This window comes from Streptomyces sp. BPTC-684 (assembly GCF_030028635.1).
Taxonomy (GTDB): domain Bacteria; phylum Actinomycetota; class Actinomycetes; order Streptomycetales; family Streptomycetaceae; genus Streptomyces; species Streptomyces noboritoensis.
Genome location: NZ_CP124863.1, coordinates 917,174 through 937,892 on the forward strand (window position 1 = coordinate 917,174; position 20,719 = coordinate 937,892).

Consider the following 20,719-nt stretch of genomic DNA (forward strand, 5'->3'; position numbering starts at 1 on the left):
CCAAGTGAACAAAGGGCCCCGCTCCCATCTGAATGGATGTTCGATTTTGGTGTCAAGCGCACCACGCGGCACCGGCGAGGGTGCGGCCGGGCGGCTCCGGCCGTCGCCTCAGGCGCCGTCGCCGCCCGTCGGAGCGACCGGCTCCGCCGCCCGGTCCCGGCTCAGCGCACGCCGTATGCGCACCAGGGCGGAGTCTCCGACCCGCTCGCGCCTGCCGTGCACGCGCGGGTCGTCCGTCACGTCGTAGCGCTTCACATAGGCGCCCAGGAACGCCTGGAGCGTCGCCACAGCGGGGATCGCGATCAGCGCGCCGACCGCGCCCATCAGCGCGGTGCCCGCGATGACGGAGCCGAAGGCGACCGCCGGGTGGATGTCGACCGTCTTGGCGGTGAGCTTGGGCTGCAGCATGTAGTTCTCGAACTGCTGGTAGATCACCACGAACCCGAGAACCCACACCGCGTACCAGGGGTCGACGGTGAAGGCGATCAGCATCGGCAGCGCGCCCGCCAGATACGTACCGATGGTGGGGATGAACTGGGAGACCAGGCCCACCCAGACCGCCAGCACCGGGGCGTAGGGCACGCCCAGGATCTGCAGCAGGATGTAGTGCGCGATGCCGGAGATGAGCGCCATCAGGCCGCGCGAGTAGAGGTAGCCGCCGGTCTTGTCGACCGCGATCTCCCAGGCGCGCAGCACCTCGGCCTGGCGGGCGGGCGGCAGCATCGAGCAGACCGTGCGCCGCAGCCGGGGCCCGTCGGCCGCGAAGTAGAACGAGAAGAGGAAGATCGTCAGCAGCCGGAAGAGGCCACCCAGGACGGTGGCCGAGACGTCGAGCACACCGCTCGCACTGTTCTGTACGTACTTCTGGAGCCAGTCCGAGTGGAGCACGCTGTCCTGGACCTCGACGCGTGAGAGGTCGGTGTGGAACGACTGGTTGATCCAGCTGATCACCGAGTCGAGGTACTTGGGGAAGTGCTCGACCATGTCGACGATCTGGCCCGCCAGCATCGAGCCGAGCAGCACGATGAACCCGGCCGAGGCGATGATCACCGCGAAGAAGACGATGAAGGTGGCCAGGCCCCGGCGCATGCCGCGCGCGGACATCCGGCTGACGGCGGGCTCCACCGCGAGGGCGAGGAAGAACGAGATCAGAATGTTGATCAGCAGCCCGATGAGCTGGTGGAAGGCCCAGCTGCCGAGCTGGAAGCAGGCGTAGAGGGCGAGCGCGAGCACCATGGCGCGCGGCAGCCACCGGGGCATGCGCACGGCGCCGCCGGTCCCGGGCACGGGTGGCCCGGCGGCCCCGGCGCCCGCAGCCGCCCCGGGCGCGGCCGGGGCGTCGCCCACGGCCGTTTGCGGGACCACGCGCGCGTGTCGGCCGTCCGTCGCGGACAGGCGGCCGTCCTCGGGCAGGCGCCCGTCGCCCTCGGAACGCGGCTCGCCCTCGGAGCGGACTTCGTCCTCGGGTCTGCGGTCGTTCCCGGCCGGGCGGTCGGCCCGGCGGTCTGTCTGGGTGTCGCTCTCGTCAGTCGGTGCCACGCAGCAAGTCTCGCCCATGCCTCGGACAGCGCGGGCCCTCAGCCCCGGATCGTCACCGGTTGTGAGCGGGCACGTCCATGGCGGTGCACACGGCGCGCCAGACGTCCTTGGTCTCCCAGCCCGCGTCGAGCGCCTCGTGGACGGTACGCCCGCCCAGCTCGGCCATCACATGGTCGCGCGCGAAGGAGTCCGCGTACCCGGCGCCGAAGTGGTCGGCCATCCGCTCCCAGAAAATCGTCAACCGCATGACTCCAGTATCCCGCCCCTGAGAGTGCAGCCCGGGCCGTCGGGCTTGTCTGCGGCGCTCGGCGCCCTACGGTCGGACCATGGCCGGATCCGGAACATCACCCGAGACTGTCCGCACGTCCCGCACGCCGCTCGCCCGAGCCGAGCACTTCGTCTGGCTGACGGCCCGTGTGCTGGAGCAGCGGCGGTTCGCGCACCACTTCCTCGGCGGCGGCGCCGACCCAGTGGAGACCGCACTCGCCGCCTACCAGAACGACGACGGGGGCTACGGGCACGCGCTGGAGCCCGATCTGCGCGGCCCCGTCAGCCAGCCCCTGCACACCGCGCACGCGCTGCGCGTCCTGGACTCCGTCGGCCGTGTGGGCGGCCGGCGGACGGAGCGGATCTGCGGCTATCTGACGGCGGTCTCGACGCAGGACGGCGCCCTGCCCGCGCTGCACCCGTCGGCGCGCGGCTATCCCGTGGCGCCGTTCGTGCAGATCGTCGACGACCCGCCCAGCGAACTGCTGGCCACGGGTCCGGTGGTCGGGCTGCTCCACCGCAACCAGGTGTGGCACGCCTGGCTCTTCCGGGCGACCGACTTCTGCTGGGCGGCGGTCGACGCGCTGGAGAAGTCGCACCCGTACGAGATCGAGGCGGCGGTCGCCTTCCTGGACGGGGTGCCGGACCGCGCGCGGGCCGAGGCGGCGGCGGACCGGCTCGGGCGGCTGGTGCGCGAGCAGCGGCTCGCGGTGCTCGATCCGGACCGGATCGAGGACTTTCCGGTCGCCCCCGGGTACGCCCCGGCCGAGCACCACTTTCCGCACGACTACGCGCGCGTGCCGGAATCGCTGGCCCGCCGCTGGTTCACGGACGAGGAGATGGCGCGCTCGCTCGACCACCTCGCGGCCGAGCAGCGCGAGGACGGCGGCTGGCCCATCCACTGGCGCGAGTGGGCGCCGGGCACCGCTCTGGAGTGGCGGCCGATCGTGACGATCGAGGCGCTGCGGACCCTGCGGGCGTACGGCCGCGCGATCGACTGACGCCGGGCTTCCCGCCAGCGGAGCGCCCGTCTGTCCCGTACGACGACGGGTGGTCCGCTGTCCCATACAGCGGGCGGTCCGCCTTCCCTCCAAGGAGGGCGGACCGCCTTTCTCGTACGGCCGCGGGCGGATGCCCTCCGTACGGGCTGCCGGGCAGCTCTCAGCCGCCCATGGCCCGTACCCCCGCCGTCACCAGTACGGCGGCGGTGACGATCACCAGGAAGGGGGCGCGCAGCATCAGGGCGACGGCTGCCGCCGCGAGGCCCGCGCCTCGGGCGTCGAGCACCAGGTGCTGCCCGCTGCTGAAGGTCTGCTGGGCGGTGAGTGCGGCCAGCAGCGCCACCGGCAGCAGCGCGGCGAGCCGTCGCACCAGTGGCCGCTCCAGGGCTCCGGCGGGGACCAGGAGGCCGAGGAGCTTGACCAGGTAGCAGCCGACAGCAGTGGCGGCGATGGCGATCCAGACGTTCAACGCCCCGCTCCCTTCCCGGAGTTCCCGTCGGCCGGTACGGACTTCGTCCGGCCCTTCGTGGTGCTCTCGCGCCCCTTCGCGGCGTCCGTACGTCCCTTCAGGAACAGCACGAGGGGTGCGGCGAGCGCGGCCATCAGGACCGGTGCCCCGGCGGGCAGCACCGGCAGGAAGCCCAGGGCCAGCAGGACCGCGACCCCGGCCGTGATCCGTTCCGTGGCGGTGGTGAGCATCGGTGCGAGCAGCGCCAGGAAGACGGCGGGGCTCGCCGCGTCCAGCCCCCACGCGTCCGTGTCGCCGATCGCCTCCGCGCCGACGGCTCCGGCCAGGGTCGTCAGGTTCCACAGCACGTAGAGCGTGAGTCCGGTGACGGTGAAGCCGATCCGCGCGGCCCGCCGGGTGGGCTGGGCGAGGGTCACGGCGGTCGTCTCGTCGATCACCCACTGGGCGGCGAACGGCCGCACCGCGCGCGGGAGCGCGAGCAGCTGCGACAGGCGTAGCCCGTAGAACGCGTTGCGTACGCCCAGGAAGAAGGCTCCGGCCGCCGCCGTGAACGGGTTGCCGCCCGCGGCGAGCGCGCCCACCAGGGCGAACTGCGAGGCCCCGGTGAAGACGAGGAGGCTGAGCGCGCAGGTCTGGAGGAGGGTGAGCCCCGATCCCGCCGAGGTCACTCCGAAGGCGAAGCCGGAGAGCCCGACGGCCACGCCGACGCCGAGGGCGTCCCTGACGACGGCGGAGTCCGGTTTGGTCTCGTCCACGAGGGCGGAGTGCGAGCCGGTGCCGGTCGCCGCCGGGCCCGGTTCGGCTCCGTCGCCGGGGCGTATTTCTGGGAGTGCTGACTGTTCTGCTGCCACGTCCGGGACGCTACGTGGGTGGGGCTCCCGCGTTCTTGTACGTTCTTGCGCGCTCCCTGCGGTAGACGCCCGGCGTCACGCCCACGATGCGGGTGAAGTGGCGGTTGAGGTGCGGCTGGTCGGTGAAGCCGACGGCCACGGCGGCCTCCGCGGGCGCGGTACCGGCCTCCAGGAGCAGCCGGGCCCGGCGGACGCGCTCGCCGGTGAGCCAGGTGTGCGGGGGCAGCCCGTACGCGCCCTTGAAGGCCCGCAGCAGCGCGAACGGGCTGGTCCCGAGGTCGTGGGCCAGCTGTTCCAGGGACGGCGGGTCGGCCAGCCGCTCCTCCAGGAGGGCGCGTGCGGCGGCCGCGGTGCGGGCGCCCGCCGAGCCCGTGGTGCGCGCGGGCAGGGACTGTCCGTGGCGGCGCAGCAGCCGGGCGACGGCGACACGGAACACGGTGTCGGCGGCGAGCGCGTTGCCCTGCTCGGCCGCCCGGTGCACCTCCTGGATGAGCAGGGAGGTGTCCGGGTCCTCGACGATGGTCTCGGCGAAGCCCGCGGTGCCGCGCAGGGTGGTGACCTCGGCGGCGATGTCGGCGATCAGCCGCGAGGAGGGGTAGAGCGTGGCGTACGTCCAGCCCTCGGGGACTCCGGCGTGGGCGGCGTGCGGCACCTCGGGGTTGATCATGACGACGGTGCCGGGCCGCGCCCGTACGGTCTCGCCGGGCAGGACCACGTCCTCGATACCGCCGCGCACCGCGCCGAAGACGAAGCCCTCGTGGCTGTGCCGGGAGAAGGAGTGGCTGACGTAGCGGGCGTGGAGCAGTTCGAGGCCCGGCAGCCCCGGGTACCGCCAGTGCCGTGCCCACTCCTCGGCCGCGTTCATATCCGCATTCTCGCAGCTCCGGGCCATTGTCAGTGGGTGGGTGCACGATGGGGACCATGGCAAGGACAGCGCTGGACTCCTTCTCTCCCGCGACCAGGGGCTGGTTCACGGGGGCCTTCACCGCGCCCACCGCCGCGCAGGAGGGCGCCTGGCGGGCGATCTCCGAGGGTTCGGACGTCCTGGTGGTCGCGCCGACCGGCTCGGGCAAGACCCTCGCCGCGTTCCTGGCCGCTCTGGACGGGCTGGCCGCCGCCCCGCCGCCCGCCGAGGCGAAGAAGCGCTGCCGGGTGCTGTACGTGTCGCCGCTGAAGGCGCTGGCGGTCGACGTCGAGCGCAATCTGCGGTCCCCGCTCACCGGTATCCGCCAGGAGTCGGTGCGTCTGGGGCTGCCGGAGCCGGAGGTGCGGGTCGGGATCCGTTCCGGCGACACCCCGCCCGCCGAGCGGCGTGCCATGTCGACCCGGCCGCCGGACATCCTGATCACCACGCCCGAGTCGCTGTTCCTGATGCTCACGTCCTCCGCGCGCGAGGCGCTGTCGGGCGTCGAGACGGTGATCCTGGACGAGGTGCACGCGGTGGCGGGCACCAAGCGCGGAGCCCATCTCGCCCTGTCCCTGGAGCGGTTGGACGAGCTGCTGGCCAGGCCCGCCCGCCGGATCGGCCTGTCGGCGACGGTGCGTCCGGTGGACGAGGTGGCGCGCTTCCTGTCGCCGCAGCGCAAGGTGGAGATCGTCCAGCCGCGCTCCACCAAGGAGTTCGACCTGTCGGTGGTCGTTCCCGTGGAGGACCTGGGAGAGCTGGGCGGCTCGCCCGCGGCCGACGCGGCCGAGGGCGCGGAGAAGCCGTCGATCTGGCCGCACGTCGAGGAGCGCATCGTCGACCTGGTCCAGGCACACCGCTCGACGATCGTCTTCGCCAACTCCCGCCGTCTCGCCGAGCGGCTGTGCAACCGGCTCAACGAGATCGCGTACGAGCGTGCCACGGCGGCCGCGCTGGAGGCGGGCGAGAGCGCCGTGCCCCTGGCGGAGGCCCACTCCCCGGCCGAGGTCATGGCCCAGTCGGGGGCGGCCAAGGGCGCGCCGCCCGTCCTCGCGCGCGCCCATCACGGCTCGGTCTCCAAGGAGCAGCGCGCGCTGGTCGAGGAGGACCTGAAGGCGGGCCGTCTGCCCGCCGTCGTCGCCACCTCCAGTCTTGAACTGGGCATCGACATGGGCGCGGTGGACCTGGTCGTGCAGGTCGAGTCGCCGCCCTCGGTCGCCTCGGGCCTCCAACGGGTGGGCCGCGCGGGTCACCAGGTGGGCGCGGTCTCCACGGGCGTGGTCTTCCCGAAGTACCGGGGCGACCTGGTCCAGTCGGCGGTGGTCACCGAGCGGATGCGCTCGGGAGCCATCGAGTCGCTGCGCATCCCGTCCAATCCGCTGGACGTGCTGGCGCAGCATCTGGTCGCCATGACGGCCCTGGACAGCTGGCAGGCGGACGATCTGCTGGCGCTGGTCCGCCGGGCGGCGCCGTTCGCGGCGCTGCCGGAGTCGGCGTTCACGGCCGTCCTGGACATGCTGGCGGGCCGCTATCCTTCCGACGCCTTCGCGGAGTTGCGCCCGCGCGTGGTGTGGGACCGCGTGGCCGGTACGGTGACGGGCCGCCCCGGCGCGCAGCGCCTCGCGGTGACGTCCGGCGGCACCATCCCGGACCGCGGCCTCTTCGGCGTCTTCCTGGCGGGCTCCGACCCCAAGAAGGGCGGCGGCCGGGTCGGCGAGCTCGACGAGGAGATGGTCTACGAGTCGCGCGTCGGCGATGTGTTCACGCTGGGCACCACGTCCTGGCGCATCGAGGACATCACCCGCGACCGCGTGCTGGTCTCCCCCGCCCCCGGCGTGCCGGGGAGGCTGCCCTTCTGGAAGGGCGACCAGCTGGGCCGCCCGCTCGAACTGGGGCGCGCGCTCGGCGCGTTCCTGCGCGAAGTGGGCTCGCTCAGCGCCGAGGACGCGCGGCTGCGGCTGCTGAGCGCGGGCCTGGACGCCTGGGCGGCCGACAACGTCGTGGCCTACCTCGACGAGCAGCGCCGCGCGTGCGGCCACGTGCCCGACGACCGCACCATCCTCGTCGAGCGGTTCCGCGACGAGCTGGGCGACTGGCGGGTCGTCATCCACTCCCCCTTCGGGGCCCAGGTGCACGCGCCCTGGGCGCTGGCGCTCGGCGCCCGCCTGGCCGAGCGGTACGGGATGGACGCCCAGGTCATGCACGCGGACGACGGCATCGTGCTGCGGTTGCCCGACGCCGACCTGATGGGCCTCGACCTCCTCGACCAGGACCCGGGGCACCTGGACTCCCCCCTGAACACGGCGGCCGCCGGCGAGCAGGCCCCGGTCGGCGCGGCGGACGCCGTCTTCGACAAGGGCGAGATCGAGCAGATCGTCACCGACCAGGTGGGCGGCTCGGCGCTGTTCGCCGCCCGCTTCCGGGAGTGCGCCGCGCGCGCGTTGCTGCTGCCCCGGCGCAACCCCGGCAAGCGCACCCCGCTGTGGCAGCAGCGGCAGCGGGCGGCGCAACTGCTCCAGGTGGCGAGCGAGTTCGGCTCGTTCCCGATCGTCCTGGAAGCTGTCCGCGAGTGCCTCCAGGACGTCTTCGACGTGCCGGGGCTGACCGAGCTGATGGGTGATCTGGAGGCGCGCCGGGTCCGGCTGGTCGAGGTGACCACGCCCGAGCCGTCCCCCTTCGCGCGCTCGCTGCTCTTCGGCTATGTCGCCCAGTTCCTCTATGAGGGCGACTCGCCACTGGCCGAGCGGCGGGCCGCCGCCCTCTCGCTCGACTCCCGCCTCCTGGCCGAGCTGCTGGGCCAGGCCGAGTTGCGCGAGCTCCTGGACGCGGACGTCCTGACCGAGCTGGAGCAGGAGCTCCAGTGGCTCACCGAGGACCGCCGGATCAAGGACGTGGAGGGCGTCGCCGATCTGCTGCGGGTGCTGGGGCCGCTGACCGGCGACGAGCTGGTCGCGCGCGGCGCCGACCCGGGGTGGGCTCAGGAGCTCGCGGGCGCCCGGCGCGCCATCCGGGTGCGGGTCGGCGGCGCCGAGCACTGGGCGGCCGTCGAGGACGCGGGGCGGCTGCGCGACGCGCTGGGCACGGCGCTGCCGGTGGGCGTGCCCGAGGCGTTCATGGAGCCGGTCAAGGACCCGCTCGGCGACCTCCTGTCGCGGTACGCGCGCACGCACGGGCCGTTCACCTCGGCCACGGCGGCGACCCGGTTCGGCCTCGGCACGGCCGTCACCGACGGCGCGCTGCAGCGGCTGGCGGCGAGCGGGCGGGTGGTGCAGGGCGAGTTCCATCCGGCGGGGCTCGGGCAGGAGTGGTGCGACGCGACGGTGCTGCGCAGGCTGCGCCGCCGCTCCCTGGCCGCGCTGCGCCACGAGCTCGAACCGGTGCCGCCCGCGGCGCTCGCCACCTTCCTGCCGCAGTGGCAGCACCTGGGGAGCAGCAGCCTGCGCGGCATCGACGGGCTGGCCCGGGCCGTCGAGCAGCTACAGGGCGCCGCCGTGCCCGCGTCCGCTCTGGAGAAGCTGGTGCTGCCGTCCCGGGTCTCCGACTACGGTCCGGGGATGCTCGACGAGCTCACCACCACCGGCGAGGTCCTGTGGGCGGGAGCGGGCGCACTGCCCGGCAAGGACGGCTGGGTGTCCCTGTTCCTCGCGGACGCGGCGCCACTGCTGCTGCCACCGCCGCACCCGCTGGAGCTGACCGCGCTGCACGAGTCGGTGCTGACGGCGCTCGCCCCGGGATACGGGCTGTTCTTCCGCCAGATCGCCGACCAGGTCCGCTCCACCACGCATCCGGAGGCGACCGACCCCCAACTGGCCGACGCCGTATGGGATCTGGCGTGGTCGGGGCGGCTCACCAACGACACGCTCGCGCCGCTGCGGGCGCTGCTCGGGTCGGGCCGCACCGCCGGGTCCACGGCGCACCGGGCCAAGCGGACCGTTCCGCGCGGGCGTTACGGGACGCTGACGGCGGCGGCGCGGCCCGCGTCGCGCACCGGGCCGCCGACGGTGTCGGGGCGCTGGTCGCTGCTGCCCGCCCGCGAGCCGGACCCCACGCACCGGGCGCACGCCCTGGCCCGGACGCTCCTCGACCGCCACGGCGTGGTCACCCGGGGCGCGGTCGCGGCCGAGGGGGTCGAGGGCGGCTTCTCGGCGACGTACCGGATCCTGGCGGCGTTCGAGGACAGCGGCCAGGCGCGGCGGGGCTATGTCGTCGAGGGGCTGGGCGCGGCGCAGTTCGCGATGGACGGGGCGGTGGACCGGCTGCGGGCGGCGGCCACCGCGCGCGACCGTGCGGAGGCGCGGCCCGCGCCCCGTGGTGTGGTGCTGGCGGCCGCCGACCCCGCCAACGCCTATGGGGCGGCGCTTCCCTGGCCCGAGCCGCCGGCCGGGGCCGGGCACAAGCCGGGCCGCAAGGCCGGGTCGATGGTCGTCCTGGTCGACGGTGAGCTCGCGCTCTACATGGAGCGCGGCGGCAAGTCCCTGCTGGTCTGGCCGGCCGAGCCCGAGGATCCGGCGCTGCTGGCGGCGGTGGAGGCGCTGGCGGGGGCGGCGCGGGCCGGGCGGCTGGGGACGGTGACCGTGGAGCGGGTCAACGGCGAGGCCGCGCTCACGGCGCCGCTGGCGCGGGCGCTGGAGGGGGCGGGCTTCGTTCCGACGCCGCGGGGGTTGCGGCTGCGGCCTTGAATGTCCCCCACCCCGCCCCTACCCGAAACCCTCCGGGGGTGGGTGGGTTGATGTGGGTTTCCCGGGGGCTTCGCCCCCGGCCCCCCAGCGGGGCTGCGCCCCTGCACCCCCTCGGGGCTCCGCCCCGAACCCCGCACCCTCGGGCTCCGCCCCGAACCCCGCTCCTCAAACACCGGAGGGGTTGGATTCCTCCCACCCCCATCCCCTTAGGGGCGCGGGGAACTGCGCGACCAGCCCCCACCGGCCCGCACGCGACCCCGCACACCAACCCGGCACAATGACCCCATGCCCGAAGGAGACACCGTCTGGCAAGCCGCCCGGCGGCTCGATGACGCGCTCGGTGGATGCGAGCTGATCCGGTCCGATCTGCGCGTGCCCCGGCTTGCGACCGTCGATCTGACCGGGCGGACCGTGCTGGACGTCACCCCGCGCGGGAAGCATCTGCTCACCCGGATCGAGGGCGGTCTCACCCTCCACTCGCATCTGCGGATGGAAGGGTCCTGGCGGGTGTTCGCGCCCGGGGAACGCTGGCGGGGCGGCCGGAGCGACCAGATCCGGGCGATCCTGGGCACGGCGGAGCGCACGGCCGTCGGGTACCGGCTGGCCGTGCTCGACTTGCTCCGCACCCGCGACGAACACCGCGTCGTCGGCCACCTCGGCCCCGATCTGCTCGGCCCCGACTGGGACCCCGAGCTGGCCCTGCGCAACCTGCTCCAGGACCCGGCCCGGCCGCTCGGCGAGGCGCTGCTCGACCAGCGCAATCTGGCGGGGGTCGGCAACATCTACAAGTCGGAGATCTGCTTCGCCGTCCGGGCCGTGCCGTGGCTGCCGGTGGGCGAGCTCACCGACCCCGCGCGGGTCGTCGTCGCCGCCAAGAGGATCCTGGAGGCGAATCGGGAGCGCACGTCCCGGAAGGTGTACGTGTACGGGCGCAGCGGGCAGCCCTGCCCCCGGTGCGGTACGGCTCTGCGCACCACCACCCTGCGCGACCCCGCCGGAAGCGAGCGCCCCACCTACTGGTGCCCCCGGTGCCAGCCCAACCCTCCGGCGGACAACCACTCCAACAAGCCCAATAGTTGACGCCTCGTCAGATCCCGCCGTACCGTCCCCGCATGCCCCTCTCGGCGTACGACCTCACCGATCGCACCGCCTTCGTGACCGGCGCCGCCGGCGGTATCGGGCGGGCCAGTGCCGTGCTGCTCGCGGAGGCGGGCGCGGTCGTGCACTGCGCGGACCTCGACGACCAGGGCCTCCAGGGCACCCGCGAGCTGATCGCCAAGGCCGGGGGCACGGCGTACACCCATGTGCTCGACGTGACCGATCGCACCCGCCTGCGCGCGGCCGTGCGGGCAGCGGGCCGGATCGACGTCCTGGCCGCCGTCGCCGGGATCATGCACTCCAGCGCGGTGCTCGACACCGACGACGCCGACCTCGACCGCGTTCTCGCGGTCAACTTCAAGGGCGTGCTGCACTCCTGCCAGGAGGCGGCCCACGTCATGATCGAGAACGGTACGGCGGGTAGCATCATCACCATGGCGTCCGGAGCCGTCGACTCCGCCGGGCCGGGCCTGTTCTGCTACAGCGCCTCGAAGGCGGCCGTCGTCCAGCTCACCAAGACCCTCGCCACGGAGCTCGGCCCGCACTCCATCCGCGTCAACGCCGTCGCCCCGGGCTGGGTCCGCACGCCGATGACCGAACGGCACTCGGCCGAGCACCAGCGGCAGATCGAGTCGACGATGGTCCGCCTCTCCCCGCTCGGGCGGGTCGGCGAGCCCGAGGACATCGCGCACACCGTGCTCTATCTCGCCTCGGACGCGTCGTCGTTCACGACGGGCCAGATCCTGCGTCCGAACGGCGGCGTCGCGATGCCGTGGTGACCGCGGGGCTCGCGACGTGCACCGGAAGCAGACTCAGACCCCAGCCGCCCGCGGCCACCGCGCCTTCGAGGATCCCGGCCTCGCCGGGTGCCGTCAGCAGGCGCAGCACCGCCCACCACCACAGCGCCCCCACCACGAGCGCCGGCACCCAACGCACCGCCACTGCCATGGCCGCCTCCTCGGGCCGACGCTAGACCGCCCCCTCGTTCACCGGGAGGGCGCACCGGATGCAGTCCGGGCGCGTGCACAACCCCACGCGCCCCACCCCGCACCACCGCATCAGCCCTCAGGGCCCAGACCCCGGAGCCCTCAGGCCGTCTCCGCCTGGAACATCCACGCATGCTTCTCCAGGTCCGCCGTCAGCCCGATGAGCACGTCCTGGCTGATCGGGTCCGGGTCACCGGTCGCCTCGATCCGCTCGCGCATCCTGGCGATCACCGCACCCAGCGCGTCGACCAGGATCCGTACCGCGTCACCGTCCTTGATCCAGCCGGTGGGCACCTTGCCGATCGCGCTCGTCGACGCCACGGTCGCCGCCCGGCCGTCCGGGGTGACCCCGAGCGCCGCGGCCCGCTCGGCCACCGTGTCGGAGTGCAGCCTGGCCGTGTCCACCACCTCGTCGAGCTGGAGGTGGACGGACCTGAAGCGCGGCCCGACGACGTTCCAGTGCACCTGCTTGGCGACCAGCGACAGGTCCACGAGGTCGACGAGGGCGCCCTGCAACGCGTCGCCCACCACCTTCAGGTCGGCCTCGGACAGCGAGCTCTTCACCACAGACATGCAGGCACTCCGTTCCGTACGCGCTGAATCTCCCCGGTTGCACTCCCCCCACCTTTACACGGAAGCCATAAATGGGGCATTCCGGGGAAAAGAGAAGCCCCGGCCGGTCAACAGACCGGCCGGGGCCACTCACAGGCAGAGCCCGACAGCGTCAGGCCGCGACGACGTCCACCGCTTCCGCGGGCGCCTTGATCGTCACTCGCTCGGTCGGGACACCGGTCACCGACGTCACGGAGATCGAATTGAGCATCGGACGTACCGGTGCGGGCACCGGATCGCTCGCCGCCGCCGAGGCAGCGAGCTCGGCAAGTGCCAGCTCGTCGCTCACTTCCCGCATGAGCTCGGACATCCGTACGTCAAGCGCGTCGCAGATCGCGGAGAGCAGCTCGGAGGAAGCCTCCTTCTGCCCCCGCTCCACCTCGGAGAGATAGCCGAGTGAGACTCGGGCGGACGAGGAGACTTCGCGCAGAGTACGGCCCTGGCGCTGGCGCTGCCGACGCAGCACGTCACCCAGCAGGCGACGGAGCAGAATCATCGGTGGCTCCCTCCTCGGACCGCGTAGCCGCATCCTTCACGCCCCACCGTACCGCCTCGCGCTGCGGCCGTGCGGGGAGCGATGTCGTGTTCACTCAGGGCTGCAAACATCAATTCCCCCCGTTCTGTTCCGTATCCTGTGCCCGCGCATCTTCGCCGAGTTCACCGGAGAGCAGTTCGAGCACGCTCCGTACACTCTCCCTACGGATTTCCGCCCTGTCGCCGTTCAACCTCAAAGCGACAGTTTTCCCGTTCCCGTCAGGTCCCTCGACCGCGACGTAGACCGTTCCGACGGGTTGGTCGTCCTGCGGTGCGGGCCCGGCGACGCCAGTGGTGGCGATGCCCCAGTCGGCACCCAGAACCTTCCGCACACCCGCCGCCATCTGCCGTGCGACCTCGGGATCGACCGCTCCGCGCTCGGCCAGAAGGGTCGCCTCCACGCCCAGCACGTCCCGCTTCAGCTCGGTCGCGTACGCCGTCACGGAGCCGCGGAAGACGCGCGAGGCGCCCGCCACGGACGTCACCTCGGCGGCCACCAGGCCGCCCGTCAGCGACTCCGCCACCGCAAGCGTCTGCTCACGCTCCGTGAGCATCCGGACGATCCGGGCCGCCCCGCTCACCGGCCCGGTCCCTCCACGGCGGCCTCGGCGGCGCGCTCCGCGCGCTGCGCGGCGAGCCCCTGGCGCCTCAGTACGACCGCCTGTCGCACATAGTCGAGCCCGGTGACGACCGTCAGCACCACGGCGACCGCCATCACCCAGAAGCGCAGGGTCGCCAGCGGACCCGTGAGCGCCAGCACGTACATCCCCGTTGCCGTGCCCTGCGCCAGGGTCTTCAGCTTCCCGCCCCTGCTGGCGGGAATCACCCCGTGCCTGATGACCCAGAAACGCATGAGCGTGATCCCGAGTTCCCGGAAGAGGATCACCCCGGTCACCCACCACGGCAGATCGCCGAGCGAGGAGAGGCAGACCAGCGCGGCGCCCATGATCGCCTTGTCGGCGATCGGGTCCGCGATCTTCCCGAAGTCCGTGACCAGGTTGTACGTCCGGGCCAGATGGCCGTCGAAGATGTCCGTGATCATGGCGACGGCGAACGCCGCCCACGCCCAGGCCCGCCAGGCCGGGTCGTACCCGCCGTCCTGCAGCATCAGCGCCACGAAGCCCGGCACGAGGACGAGCCGGACCATGGTGAGGATGTTGGCGATGTTCCAGAGGCTGGCCTGGTTGACGGCCGCCGCGCCCAGCTTGCCGCCGGGCGCCGGCGTCCGGCCGGTACCGCCCGCCGCGGATGCCGGGACTCCGGTCATCTGGCCGCCTCCTCAAGGACGTCGAGACTCGTCACCACCAGGTCGACGCCCTCGGCGGCGACGACCTTCGCCTCGACGATACGGCCCGGCGTCAGTCCCGCGCCCTCCGTGAACCGCACTTGACCGTCGGTCTCCGGCGCCTGGTGCTCGGCGCGGCCCACCACGCCGTCCTCGTCGTCGACCGACTCCACCAGCACCCGGACGGTGTCGCCGACGCGCTCCTCGGCGCGCTGGGCGGTGAGCTCCTCGGCGAGCCGCGACAGGTGCTCCAGGCGCTCCGCGATCACCTCGGCGTCCAGCTTGTTCTCGTACGTGACGGCCTCGGTGCCCTCCTCGTCGGAGTAGCCGAAGACGCCGATGGCGTCGAGCCGGGCGCTGGTGAGGAAGCGTTCCAGCTCCTGGAAGTCGGCCTCGGTCTCACCGGGGAAGCCGACGATGAAGTTGGAGCGCACACCGGCCAGCGGGGCCTTGGCGCGGATCGTCTCCAGGAGCTCCAGGAACCGCTCGGTGTCGCCGAAGCGCCGCATGGCCCGCAGCACGCCGGGCGCGGAGTGCTGGAAGGACAGGTCGAAGTACGGGACGACCTTGTCGGTCGAGGTCAGCACGTCGATCAGGCCCGGCCGCATCTCGGCGGGCTGGAGGTAGCTGACGCGTACGCGCTCGATGCCGTCGACGGCGGCGAGCTCCGGCAGCAGCGTCTCCAGGAGGCGGATGTCGCCGAGGTCCTTGCCGTACGAGGTGTTGTTCTCGGAGACCAGCATGACCTCCTTGACGCCCTGCTCGGCCAGCCAGCGCGTCTCGCCGAGGACGTCCGAGGGGCGGCGCGAGATGAAGGAGCCGCGGAAGGACGGGATGGCGCAGAACGAGCAGCGGCGGTCGCAGCCGGAGGCCAGCTTCACCGAGGCGACCGGGCTGGTGTCGAGGCGGCGGCGCAGCGGCGCGCGCGGGCCGGAGGCGGGCGCGACGCCCTCGGGCAGGTCCTCGGGGGCGCTCTCCGGGGCCTCCTGCGCGTGGCCGGGCAGCGCCACGTCGGCGCTCTGGCGCTCGACGGGGCTCAGCGGCAGCAGCTTGCGCCGGTCGCGCGGGGTGTGCGCCTCCACGCTGCCACCGTTGAGGATGGTCTGGAGGCGGTTGGAGATGTCGGCGTAGTCGTCGAAGCCGAGCACGCCGTCGGCCTCGGGGAGCGCGTCGGCGAGCTCCTTGCCGTACCGCTCGGCCATGCAGCCGACGGCGACCACCGCCTGGGTGCGGCCGTGGTCCTTGAGATCATTGGCTTCGAGGAGGGCGTCGACGGAGTCCTTCTTGGCGGCTTCGACGAACCCACAGGTGTTGACGACGGCGACATCGGCGTCCGTGGCGTCCTCGACGAGCTCCCAGCCATCCGCTGCCAAGCGGCCTGCAAGCTCCTCCGAGTCCACCTCGTTACGGGCGCAGCCGAGAGTGACAAGGGCGACGGTACGGCGTTCGGGCATGGACTCAAGACTACTTTGTCCCGGCCCGCGTCCCCGCCCCGAGGGTTGATCAAGGAAACGGGGGCCCTGCGCGGCCGGGACGCGGCGGCCCCGGTCAGCCGACGACCGGGTCGCCCTTGGTGTAGGTCAGCCGCTCGACCTGGCCGTCACCGAACTGGTCCTCGACCTTCTTGCCGTTGACGTAGAGCTCGATCGCCCCGGCGTTGCCGAGGATCAGATCGATCTTCTCGCCGTCCACGAAGGTCTTCGACTCGCCCTTCTCCAGGAGGCCGTCGTAGAGCACCTGGCCGTTGTGCGCCTTGGCGGAGATCCAGCTCTTGTCGGAGATGGCGCTGAGCTTGACGGTGACCTTGTCCTGCGGGGCCGCGGCGATGGCGCTGTCGGAGGGGGCGGGCGGCTTGGGCGCGGCGGGCAGGCTCGGGGCCGGCTTGGGGCTGGGGCTCTGCTGCTGCGTCTGGGTCGGGCCCTCGGCGACCTGGGCGCTCTTGCCCTTGGAGTCGCCGCTGCCGCTGAACATCGTGAAGCCGACGAAGCCGACGACCACCACGATCGCGGCGACCATGGCCGCGGTCCAGTTCGGGCGGCGCCGCTCGGGCCTGATCCGCTCGGCCTCGAACATGGGCGCGGCGGGCGTGGGTGCGGGTCGGCCGCCGTGCTCGGCGTCGTACTGCGCGACCAGCGGCTCGGGATCGAGGCGCACGGCACGCGCGACCGTGCGGATGTGCCCGCGCGCGTACACATCGCCGCCGCACTTGGAGAAGTCGTCCTCCTCCAGGCCGTGCACGATCGGGATGCGCACCCGCGTGATCGAACTGACCTCGTCGACGGTCAGTCCTGCCGCGATACGGGCCTGCTTGAGGGCGTGGCCGATCGTCGGCCGGTCGTCGTCAGCAAAGGAGGGCCGGTCGTCGTCGCCGAGGGAAGGCCGGTCGTCTTCGGGGGAGTTGCCGATGGACACGGGGGCGCCTTTCGAGCGTGAGCCACCTGCTGGGTGTTCAGTCTAGGGGGGGTACGAAAGGGTGGGGCAACCGGGAGGGTGGAGTTTGTACGCCATCGGAATGGCCTCCTCCCTTCCTCCTAACGGGTCAGGAGGGGGGCATGTTCCTGGTCTTCCCTCAACTGGACGTACAGCCGGGGAAAACGGTTGCCCCACGCTCCTGTCTCTGTGCTCCATTCAGCCGCGGGACCGACCCCCTGGGCCCGCCCCGGGCCTTCAGGGAGCCTCCCCGCGGATCACCGCCAGCACACCGTCGAGTTCGTCCGGCTTGACCAGGACGTCACGCGCCTTGGAGCCCTCGCTGGGGCCCACGATCCCGCGCGACTCCATCAGGTCCATCAGCCGGCCCGCCTTGGCGAAGCCGACCCTCAGCTTGCGCTGGAGCATGGACGTCGACCCGAACTGGGTGGAGACGACCAGCTCGGCGGCCTGGCAGAGCAGATCGAGGTCGTCGCCGATCTCCTCGTCGATCTCCTTCTTCTGCTTCTGCCCGACGGTGACGTCCTCGCGGAAGACCGGCGCCATCTGGTCCTTGCAGTGCTGGACGATCGCGCCGATCTCGTCCTCGGTGACGAACGCGCCCTGGAGGCGGGTCGGCTTGTTCGCGCCCATCGGCAGGAACAGGCCGTCACCCTTTCCGATGAGTTTTTCGGCGCCGGGCTGGTCGAGGATGACGCGGCTGTCGGCGAGCGAGGAGGTCGCGAAGGCGAGCCGGGAGGGCACGTTCGCCTTGATCAGGCCGGTCACGACGTCCACGGACGGCCGCTGGGTGGCGAGGACCAGATGGATGCCGGCCGCGCGGGCGAGCTGGGTGATGCGCACGATCGCGTCCTCGACGTCACGCGGCGCCACCATCATCAGGTCCGCGAGCTCGTCGACGATCACCAGCAGATACGGGTACGGGGTCAGCTCCCGCTCGCTGCCCTCGGGCAGCTTGACCTTGCCGTTGCGGATCGCCTCGTTGAAGTCGTCGATATGGCGGAAACCGAACGCCGCGAGGTCGTCGTAGCGCAGGTCCATCTCGCGCACGACCCACTGGAGTGCCTCGGCGGCCCGCTTGGGGTTGGTGATGATCGGCGTGATCAGGTGCGGAATGCCCTCGTACGCGGTGAGTTCGACCCGCTTGGGGTCGACGAGCACCATCCGTACGTCCTCGGGCGTCGCCCGCACCATCACCGAGGTGATCAGGCAGTTGATGCAGGACGACTTGCCGGAGCCGGTCGCGCCGGCCACCAGGACGTGCGGCATCTTCGCCAGGTTGGCCATCACATAGCCGCCCTCGACGTCCTTGCCGAGCGCGACGAGCATCGGATGGTCGTCCTCGGCCGCGTCCGCCAGGCGCAGCACGTCGCCGAGGTTGACCATCTCGCGGTCGGTGTTGGGGATCTCGATGCCGACCGCCGACTTGCCGGGGATCGGCGAGATGATCCGGACGTCCGGGCTGGCCACCGCGTACGCGATGTTCTTGGTGAGCGCGGTGATCCGCTCGACCTTCACGGCCGGGCCCAGCGACACCTCGTACCGGGTGACCGTCGGGCCCCGGGTGAAGCCGGTGACATCCGCGTCGACCTTGAACTCCAGGAAGACGTTCCGCAGCGAGGCGACTATGGCGTCGTTGGCCTCGCTGCGCGTCTTGCCCGGGCCGCCCCGCTCCAGCAGGTCGAGCGAGGGCAGCGCGTAGGTGATGTCGCCCGCGAGCTGGAGCTGCTCGGCGCGCACCGGCATCTCGGTGTGCTCCGGGGCCGCCTTGGTCAGATCCGGTACGACGGCGGGGGCGCCCGGGGTCGCCCTGGGCGCCGGCTTGGCGAGGTCGGCCTTGGCGGGCTGCGCCTCGGCCTTGGCGGCGGCCTCGCCGCGGGCCGTGGGCACCGGTGTGGTGCTCCCGCGCTCCCGCTCGACGGAGACGCCCTGGGTGAGGTCGGCGACGATCGGGGACGGCGGCAGGCCGTTCAGCACGGCGCCGTCGAGCGCGGCGGCCGCGGCGGCGGCCACGTCGACCGGGTCCATCGGCAGGTCGAACGCCGGTTGCACCGAAGCGCGCCGGGGCTTGCGGCGCTGCGAGAGCGCCGCCTGCTCGGCCTCGTCCTGGGCGTACTCGTCGGCCGGGGCGACGCGGCGCCCGGGCGTGCGCCGGGCGCGCGGCGCGGGCTCCTCATCGCGCCAGTCGTCCTCGTACAGCTCGTCCTCGCCCGGCTCCCCCGGCAGCGGCTCGACGATGCCGAGCCGGGCACCCAGGGCCCGCAGCCGCTGCGGGATGGCGTTGACGGGCGTCGCGGTGACCACGAGCAGCCCGAAGACGGTCAGCAGCACCAGCATCGGCACCGCCAGGACGTCGCCCATCAGGAATTCGAGCGGCTTGGACGCGCCCCAGCCGATGAGGCCGCCCGCGTCCTGCATCGCGCTGGTGCCGTCGTCGCGGCCCGGCGAGCCGCAGGCGATGTGGACCTGGCCGAGCACGCCGAGCACCAGCGCGGAGAGGCCGATCACGATCCGGCCGTTGGCCTCGGGCTTCTCCGGGTAGAGGATCAGCCGGATCGCGATCGCGCCGAGCAGCAGCGGCACCAGCAGGTCGAGCCGTCCGAACGCGCCGGTCACCAGCATCTCGACGAGGTCGCCGACCGGGCCGCGCAGATTCGACCAGGTGCCCGCGGCGACGATCAGCGCGACACCGAGCAGCAGCAGGGCGAGCCCGTCCTTGCGGTGGGCCGGGTCCAGGCCCTTGGCGCCGCGCCCTATGCCGCGGAACATCGCCCCGACCCCGTGGGCCGCGCCCAGCCAGACGGCGCGCGCGAGCCGGTACACGCCCCCCGTGGGCGAAGGCGCCGGCTTGGGCGCGGGCTTGGCGGCCGCCGCCTTCTTGGCGGGTGCCTTTTTGGCGGGGGCTTTCTTCGCGGGCGCGGCAGCCTTCTTCGCGGGCGCTTTCTTGGCGGGCGCGGCCGCCTTCTTGGCGGGTGCCGCGGTACGGCCGGTGCGCTTCGCGGTGCCCGCCGTGCCCTGGGAACCCTTGCCGGACGTACGTGAGGCCATGGTGCTGAGGTTACCGGTGCGGGCGGCGGTCGACACGACGGCCGGTCCTTCACCCGTTCGTGTCGTACCGAAAGACGGTACTCAGGTAAGCGCGGACGATACTCGCGTACGCACAAAGGGGGCTGACGCGTCATCAGCGTCAGGCCCCTCCGGACCGCTCGGTTCCGCGCCGCTCAGTACCGCTGAGTGCGACTCAATGCCGCTCAGTTCTGCGAGGGCAGGGGCGCCGTGCCGCTGCCGGTGCCCGGCTCCAGGGCGTCAAGGGCCCGCCGCAGACCGGTCAGTTTGCGCTCCAGATGGGCGGCGGTCGCCACCGCCGCCGCGTCCGCCGACTCGTCGTCGAGCTGTTTGGAGAGCGCCTCGGCCTGCTCCTCGACCGCCGCGAGCCGCGCGGACAGCTCGGCGAGCAGGCCCGCCGACTCCTTGGGGCCGCCGGCCGCCTGGCCGCCGCCCTCCAACTGGAGCCGCAGCAGCGCCGCCTGCTCGCGCAGCTGACAGTTCTTCATATAGAGCTCGACGAACACCGACACCTTGGCGCGCAGCACCCAGGGGTCGAAGGGCTTCGAGATGTAGTCGACGGCTCCCGCCGCGTACCCCCGGAACGTGTGGTGCGGGCCGTGGTTGATGGCGGTGAGGAAGATGATCGGGATGTCCCGGGTCCGCTCCCGCCGCTTGATGTGCGCGGCGGTCTCGAAACCGTCCATGCCCGGCATCTGGACGTCCAGCAGGATGACTGCGAAATCGTCCGTCAGCAGTGCTTTGAGCGCTTCCTCCCCTGACGATGCCCGCACCAGTGTCTGATCGAGCGCAGAGAGGATGGCCTCCAGCGCCAGCAGATTCTCCGGCCGGTCATCGACCAGGAGGATCTTGGCCTTCTGCACCATGGCCCGTCCTCCTCGCCCCGGCAGTGCACCGGGCGCCGCCCCAGGGGACGACTCCCTTGCGCCGCCCGTCCTTGTGCCGGTCATGGTAGCCGCACCCCGCCTGTCGCCACACCCTGTCACCGCGATGTCACT

General features: G+C 72.6%; 18 protein-coding genes. 4 read left to right on the plus strand and 14 right to left on the minus strand.

Annotated elements, in window-relative coordinates; translation table 11 throughout:
• Positions 1 to 108 precede the first annotated feature (108 nt).
• Both QIY60_RS03995 and QIY60_RS04000 read right to left on the minus strand, forming a co-directional pair.
• On the minus strand, positions 109 to 1,287 hold the full coding sequence (locus QIY60_RS03995; RefSeq protein ID WP_283145809.1) for an AI-2E family transporter: 1,179 nt from the start codon (positions 1,285 to 1,287) through the stop codon (positions 109 to 111).
• A gap of 304 nt (positions 1,288 to 1,591) precedes the next feature.
• Positions 1,592 to 1,786, minus strand: coding sequence for a DUF3046 domain-containing protein (locus tag QIY60_RS04000; protein ID WP_283141170.1), 195 nt, complete (start codon positions 1,784 to 1,786; stop codon positions 1,592 to 1,594).
• 79 nt (positions 1,787 to 1,865) lie between these two features.
• Between QIY60_RS04000 and QIY60_RS04005 the strand changes: the two genes are divergently transcribed.
• Positions 1,866 to 2,807, plus strand: a complete 942-nt coding sequence (locus tag QIY60_RS04005) for a hypothetical protein (protein WP_283141171.1) — start codon at positions 1,866 to 1,868, stop codon at positions 2,805 to 2,807.
• A 160-nt stretch (positions 2,808 to 2,967) separates the two neighbouring features.
• Here the strand turns inward: QIY60_RS04005 and QIY60_RS04010 are convergent, their stop codons facing one another.
• From QIY60_RS04010 to QIY60_RS04020, 3 genes are all read right to left on the minus strand, one after another.
• Complete coding sequence (locus tag QIY60_RS04010) at positions 2,968 to 3,276, minus strand: AzlD domain-containing protein (RefSeq protein ID WP_283141172.1); 309 nt, start codon at positions 3,274 to 3,276, stop codon at positions 2,968 to 2,970.
• On the minus strand, positions 3,273 to 4,031 hold the full coding sequence (locus QIY60_RS04015) for an AzlC family ABC transporter permease (RefSeq protein WP_283145810.1): 759 nt from the start codon (positions 4,029 to 4,031) through the stop codon (positions 3,273 to 3,275). The genes QIY60_RS04010 and QIY60_RS04015 overlap by 4 nt, the downstream gene beginning before the upstream one ends.
• Before the next feature lie 106 nt (positions 4,032 to 4,137).
• The gene (locus QIY60_RS04020; protein ID WP_283141173.1) at positions 4,138 to 4,992 is read right to left on the minus strand and encodes an AraC family transcriptional regulator; all 855 of its coding nucleotides are present in this window, start codon (positions 4,990 to 4,992) and stop codon (positions 4,138 to 4,140) included.
• Positions 4,993 to 5,048: 56 nt separating this feature from the next.
• Here QIY60_RS04020 and QIY60_RS04025 point away from each other — a divergent pair, with 56 nt between their 5' ends.
• The 3 genes from QIY60_RS04025 to QIY60_RS04035 all read left to right on the plus strand — a co-directional run bounded on the left by QIY60_RS04025 (position 5,049) and on the right by QIY60_RS04035 (position 11,587).
• Positions 5,049 to 9,710: an ATP-dependent helicase gene (locus QIY60_RS04025; RefSeq protein WP_283141174.1), complete on the plus strand. Its 4,662-nt coding sequence runs from the start codon at positions 5,049 to 5,051 to the stop codon at positions 9,708 to 9,710.
• Positions 9,711 to 9,995: 285 nt separating this feature from the next.
• Entirely contained in the window at positions 9,996 to 10,790 is a 795-nt protein-coding gene (locus tag QIY60_RS04030; protein ID WP_283141175.1) for a DNA-formamidopyrimidine glycosylase family protein, read from the plus strand.
• 32 nt (positions 10,791 to 10,822) lie between these two features.
• Complete coding sequence (locus tag QIY60_RS04035) at positions 10,823 to 11,587, plus strand: SDR family NAD(P)-dependent oxidoreductase (RefSeq protein WP_283141176.1); 765 nt, start codon at positions 10,823 to 10,825, stop codon at positions 11,585 to 11,587.
• Here the strand turns inward: QIY60_RS04035 and QIY60_RS04040 are convergent.
• The 9 genes from QIY60_RS04040 to QIY60_RS04080 all read right to left on the minus strand — a co-directional run bounded on the left by QIY60_RS04040 (position 11,535) and on the right by QIY60_RS04080 (position 20,587).
• Positions 11,535 to 11,750 carry a hypothetical protein gene (locus tag QIY60_RS04040; protein ID WP_283145811.1) on the minus strand — a complete coding sequence of 72 codons (216 nt, stop codon included), beginning with the start codon at positions 11,748 to 11,750 and terminating at the stop codon, positions 11,535 to 11,537. The two genes, QIY60_RS04035 and QIY60_RS04040, sit on opposite strands and share 53 nt — an antisense overlap.
• Before the next feature lie 146 nt (positions 11,751 to 11,896).
• Positions 11,897 to 12,367 (minus strand): DNA starvation/stationary phase protection protein, encoded by a 471-nt coding sequence (locus QIY60_RS04045; RefSeq protein WP_101390488.1) that lies wholly within the window; start codon positions 12,365 to 12,367, stop codon positions 11,897 to 11,899.
• A 151-nt stretch (positions 12,368 to 12,518) separates the two neighbouring features.
• Positions 12,519 to 12,902 carry a helix-turn-helix transcriptional regulator gene (locus QIY60_RS04050; RefSeq protein WP_067165033.1) on the minus strand — a complete coding sequence of 128 codons (384 nt, stop codon included), beginning with the start codon at positions 12,900 to 12,902 and terminating at the stop codon, positions 12,519 to 12,521.
• A gap of 109 nt (positions 12,903 to 13,011) precedes the next feature.
• Entirely contained in the window at positions 13,012 to 13,521 is a 510-nt protein-coding gene (locus tag QIY60_RS04055) for a CinA family protein (protein ID WP_283141177.1), read from the minus strand.
• Positions 13,518 to 14,207: a CDP-diacylglycerol--glycerol-3-phosphate 3-phosphatidyltransferase gene (pgsA, locus tag QIY60_RS04060; RefSeq protein WP_190091664.1), complete on the minus strand. Its 690-nt coding sequence runs from the start codon at positions 14,205 to 14,207 to the stop codon at positions 13,518 to 13,520. Before pgsA ends, QIY60_RS04055 begins: the two co-directional genes overlap by 4 nt.
• Positions 14,204 to 15,679: a 30S ribosomal protein S12 methylthiotransferase RimO gene (gene rimO, locus QIY60_RS04065; RefSeq protein WP_283141178.1), complete on the minus strand. Its 1,476-nt coding sequence runs from the start codon at positions 15,677 to 15,679 to the stop codon at positions 14,204 to 14,206. Before rimO ends, pgsA begins: the two co-directional genes overlap by 4 nt.
• A gap of 94 nt (positions 15,680 to 15,773) precedes the next feature.
• Positions 15,774 to 16,637, minus strand: coding sequence for a helix-turn-helix domain-containing protein (locus tag QIY60_RS04070; RefSeq protein ID WP_283141179.1), 864 nt, complete (start codon positions 16,635 to 16,637; stop codon positions 15,774 to 15,776).
• Between the two features lie 255 nt (positions 16,638 to 16,892).
• A complete protein-coding gene (locus QIY60_RS04075) occupies positions 16,893 to 19,703 on the minus strand; it encodes a DNA translocase FtsK (RefSeq protein ID WP_283141180.1) in 2,811 nt (936 codons plus the stop codon).
• 203 nt (positions 19,704 to 19,906) lie between these two features.
• The gene (locus QIY60_RS04080; protein ID WP_283141181.1) at positions 19,907 to 20,587 is read right to left on the minus strand and encodes a response regulator; all 681 of its coding nucleotides are present in this window, start codon (positions 20,585 to 20,587) and stop codon (positions 19,907 to 19,909) included.
• Positions 20,588 to 20,719 lie beyond the last annotated feature (132 nt).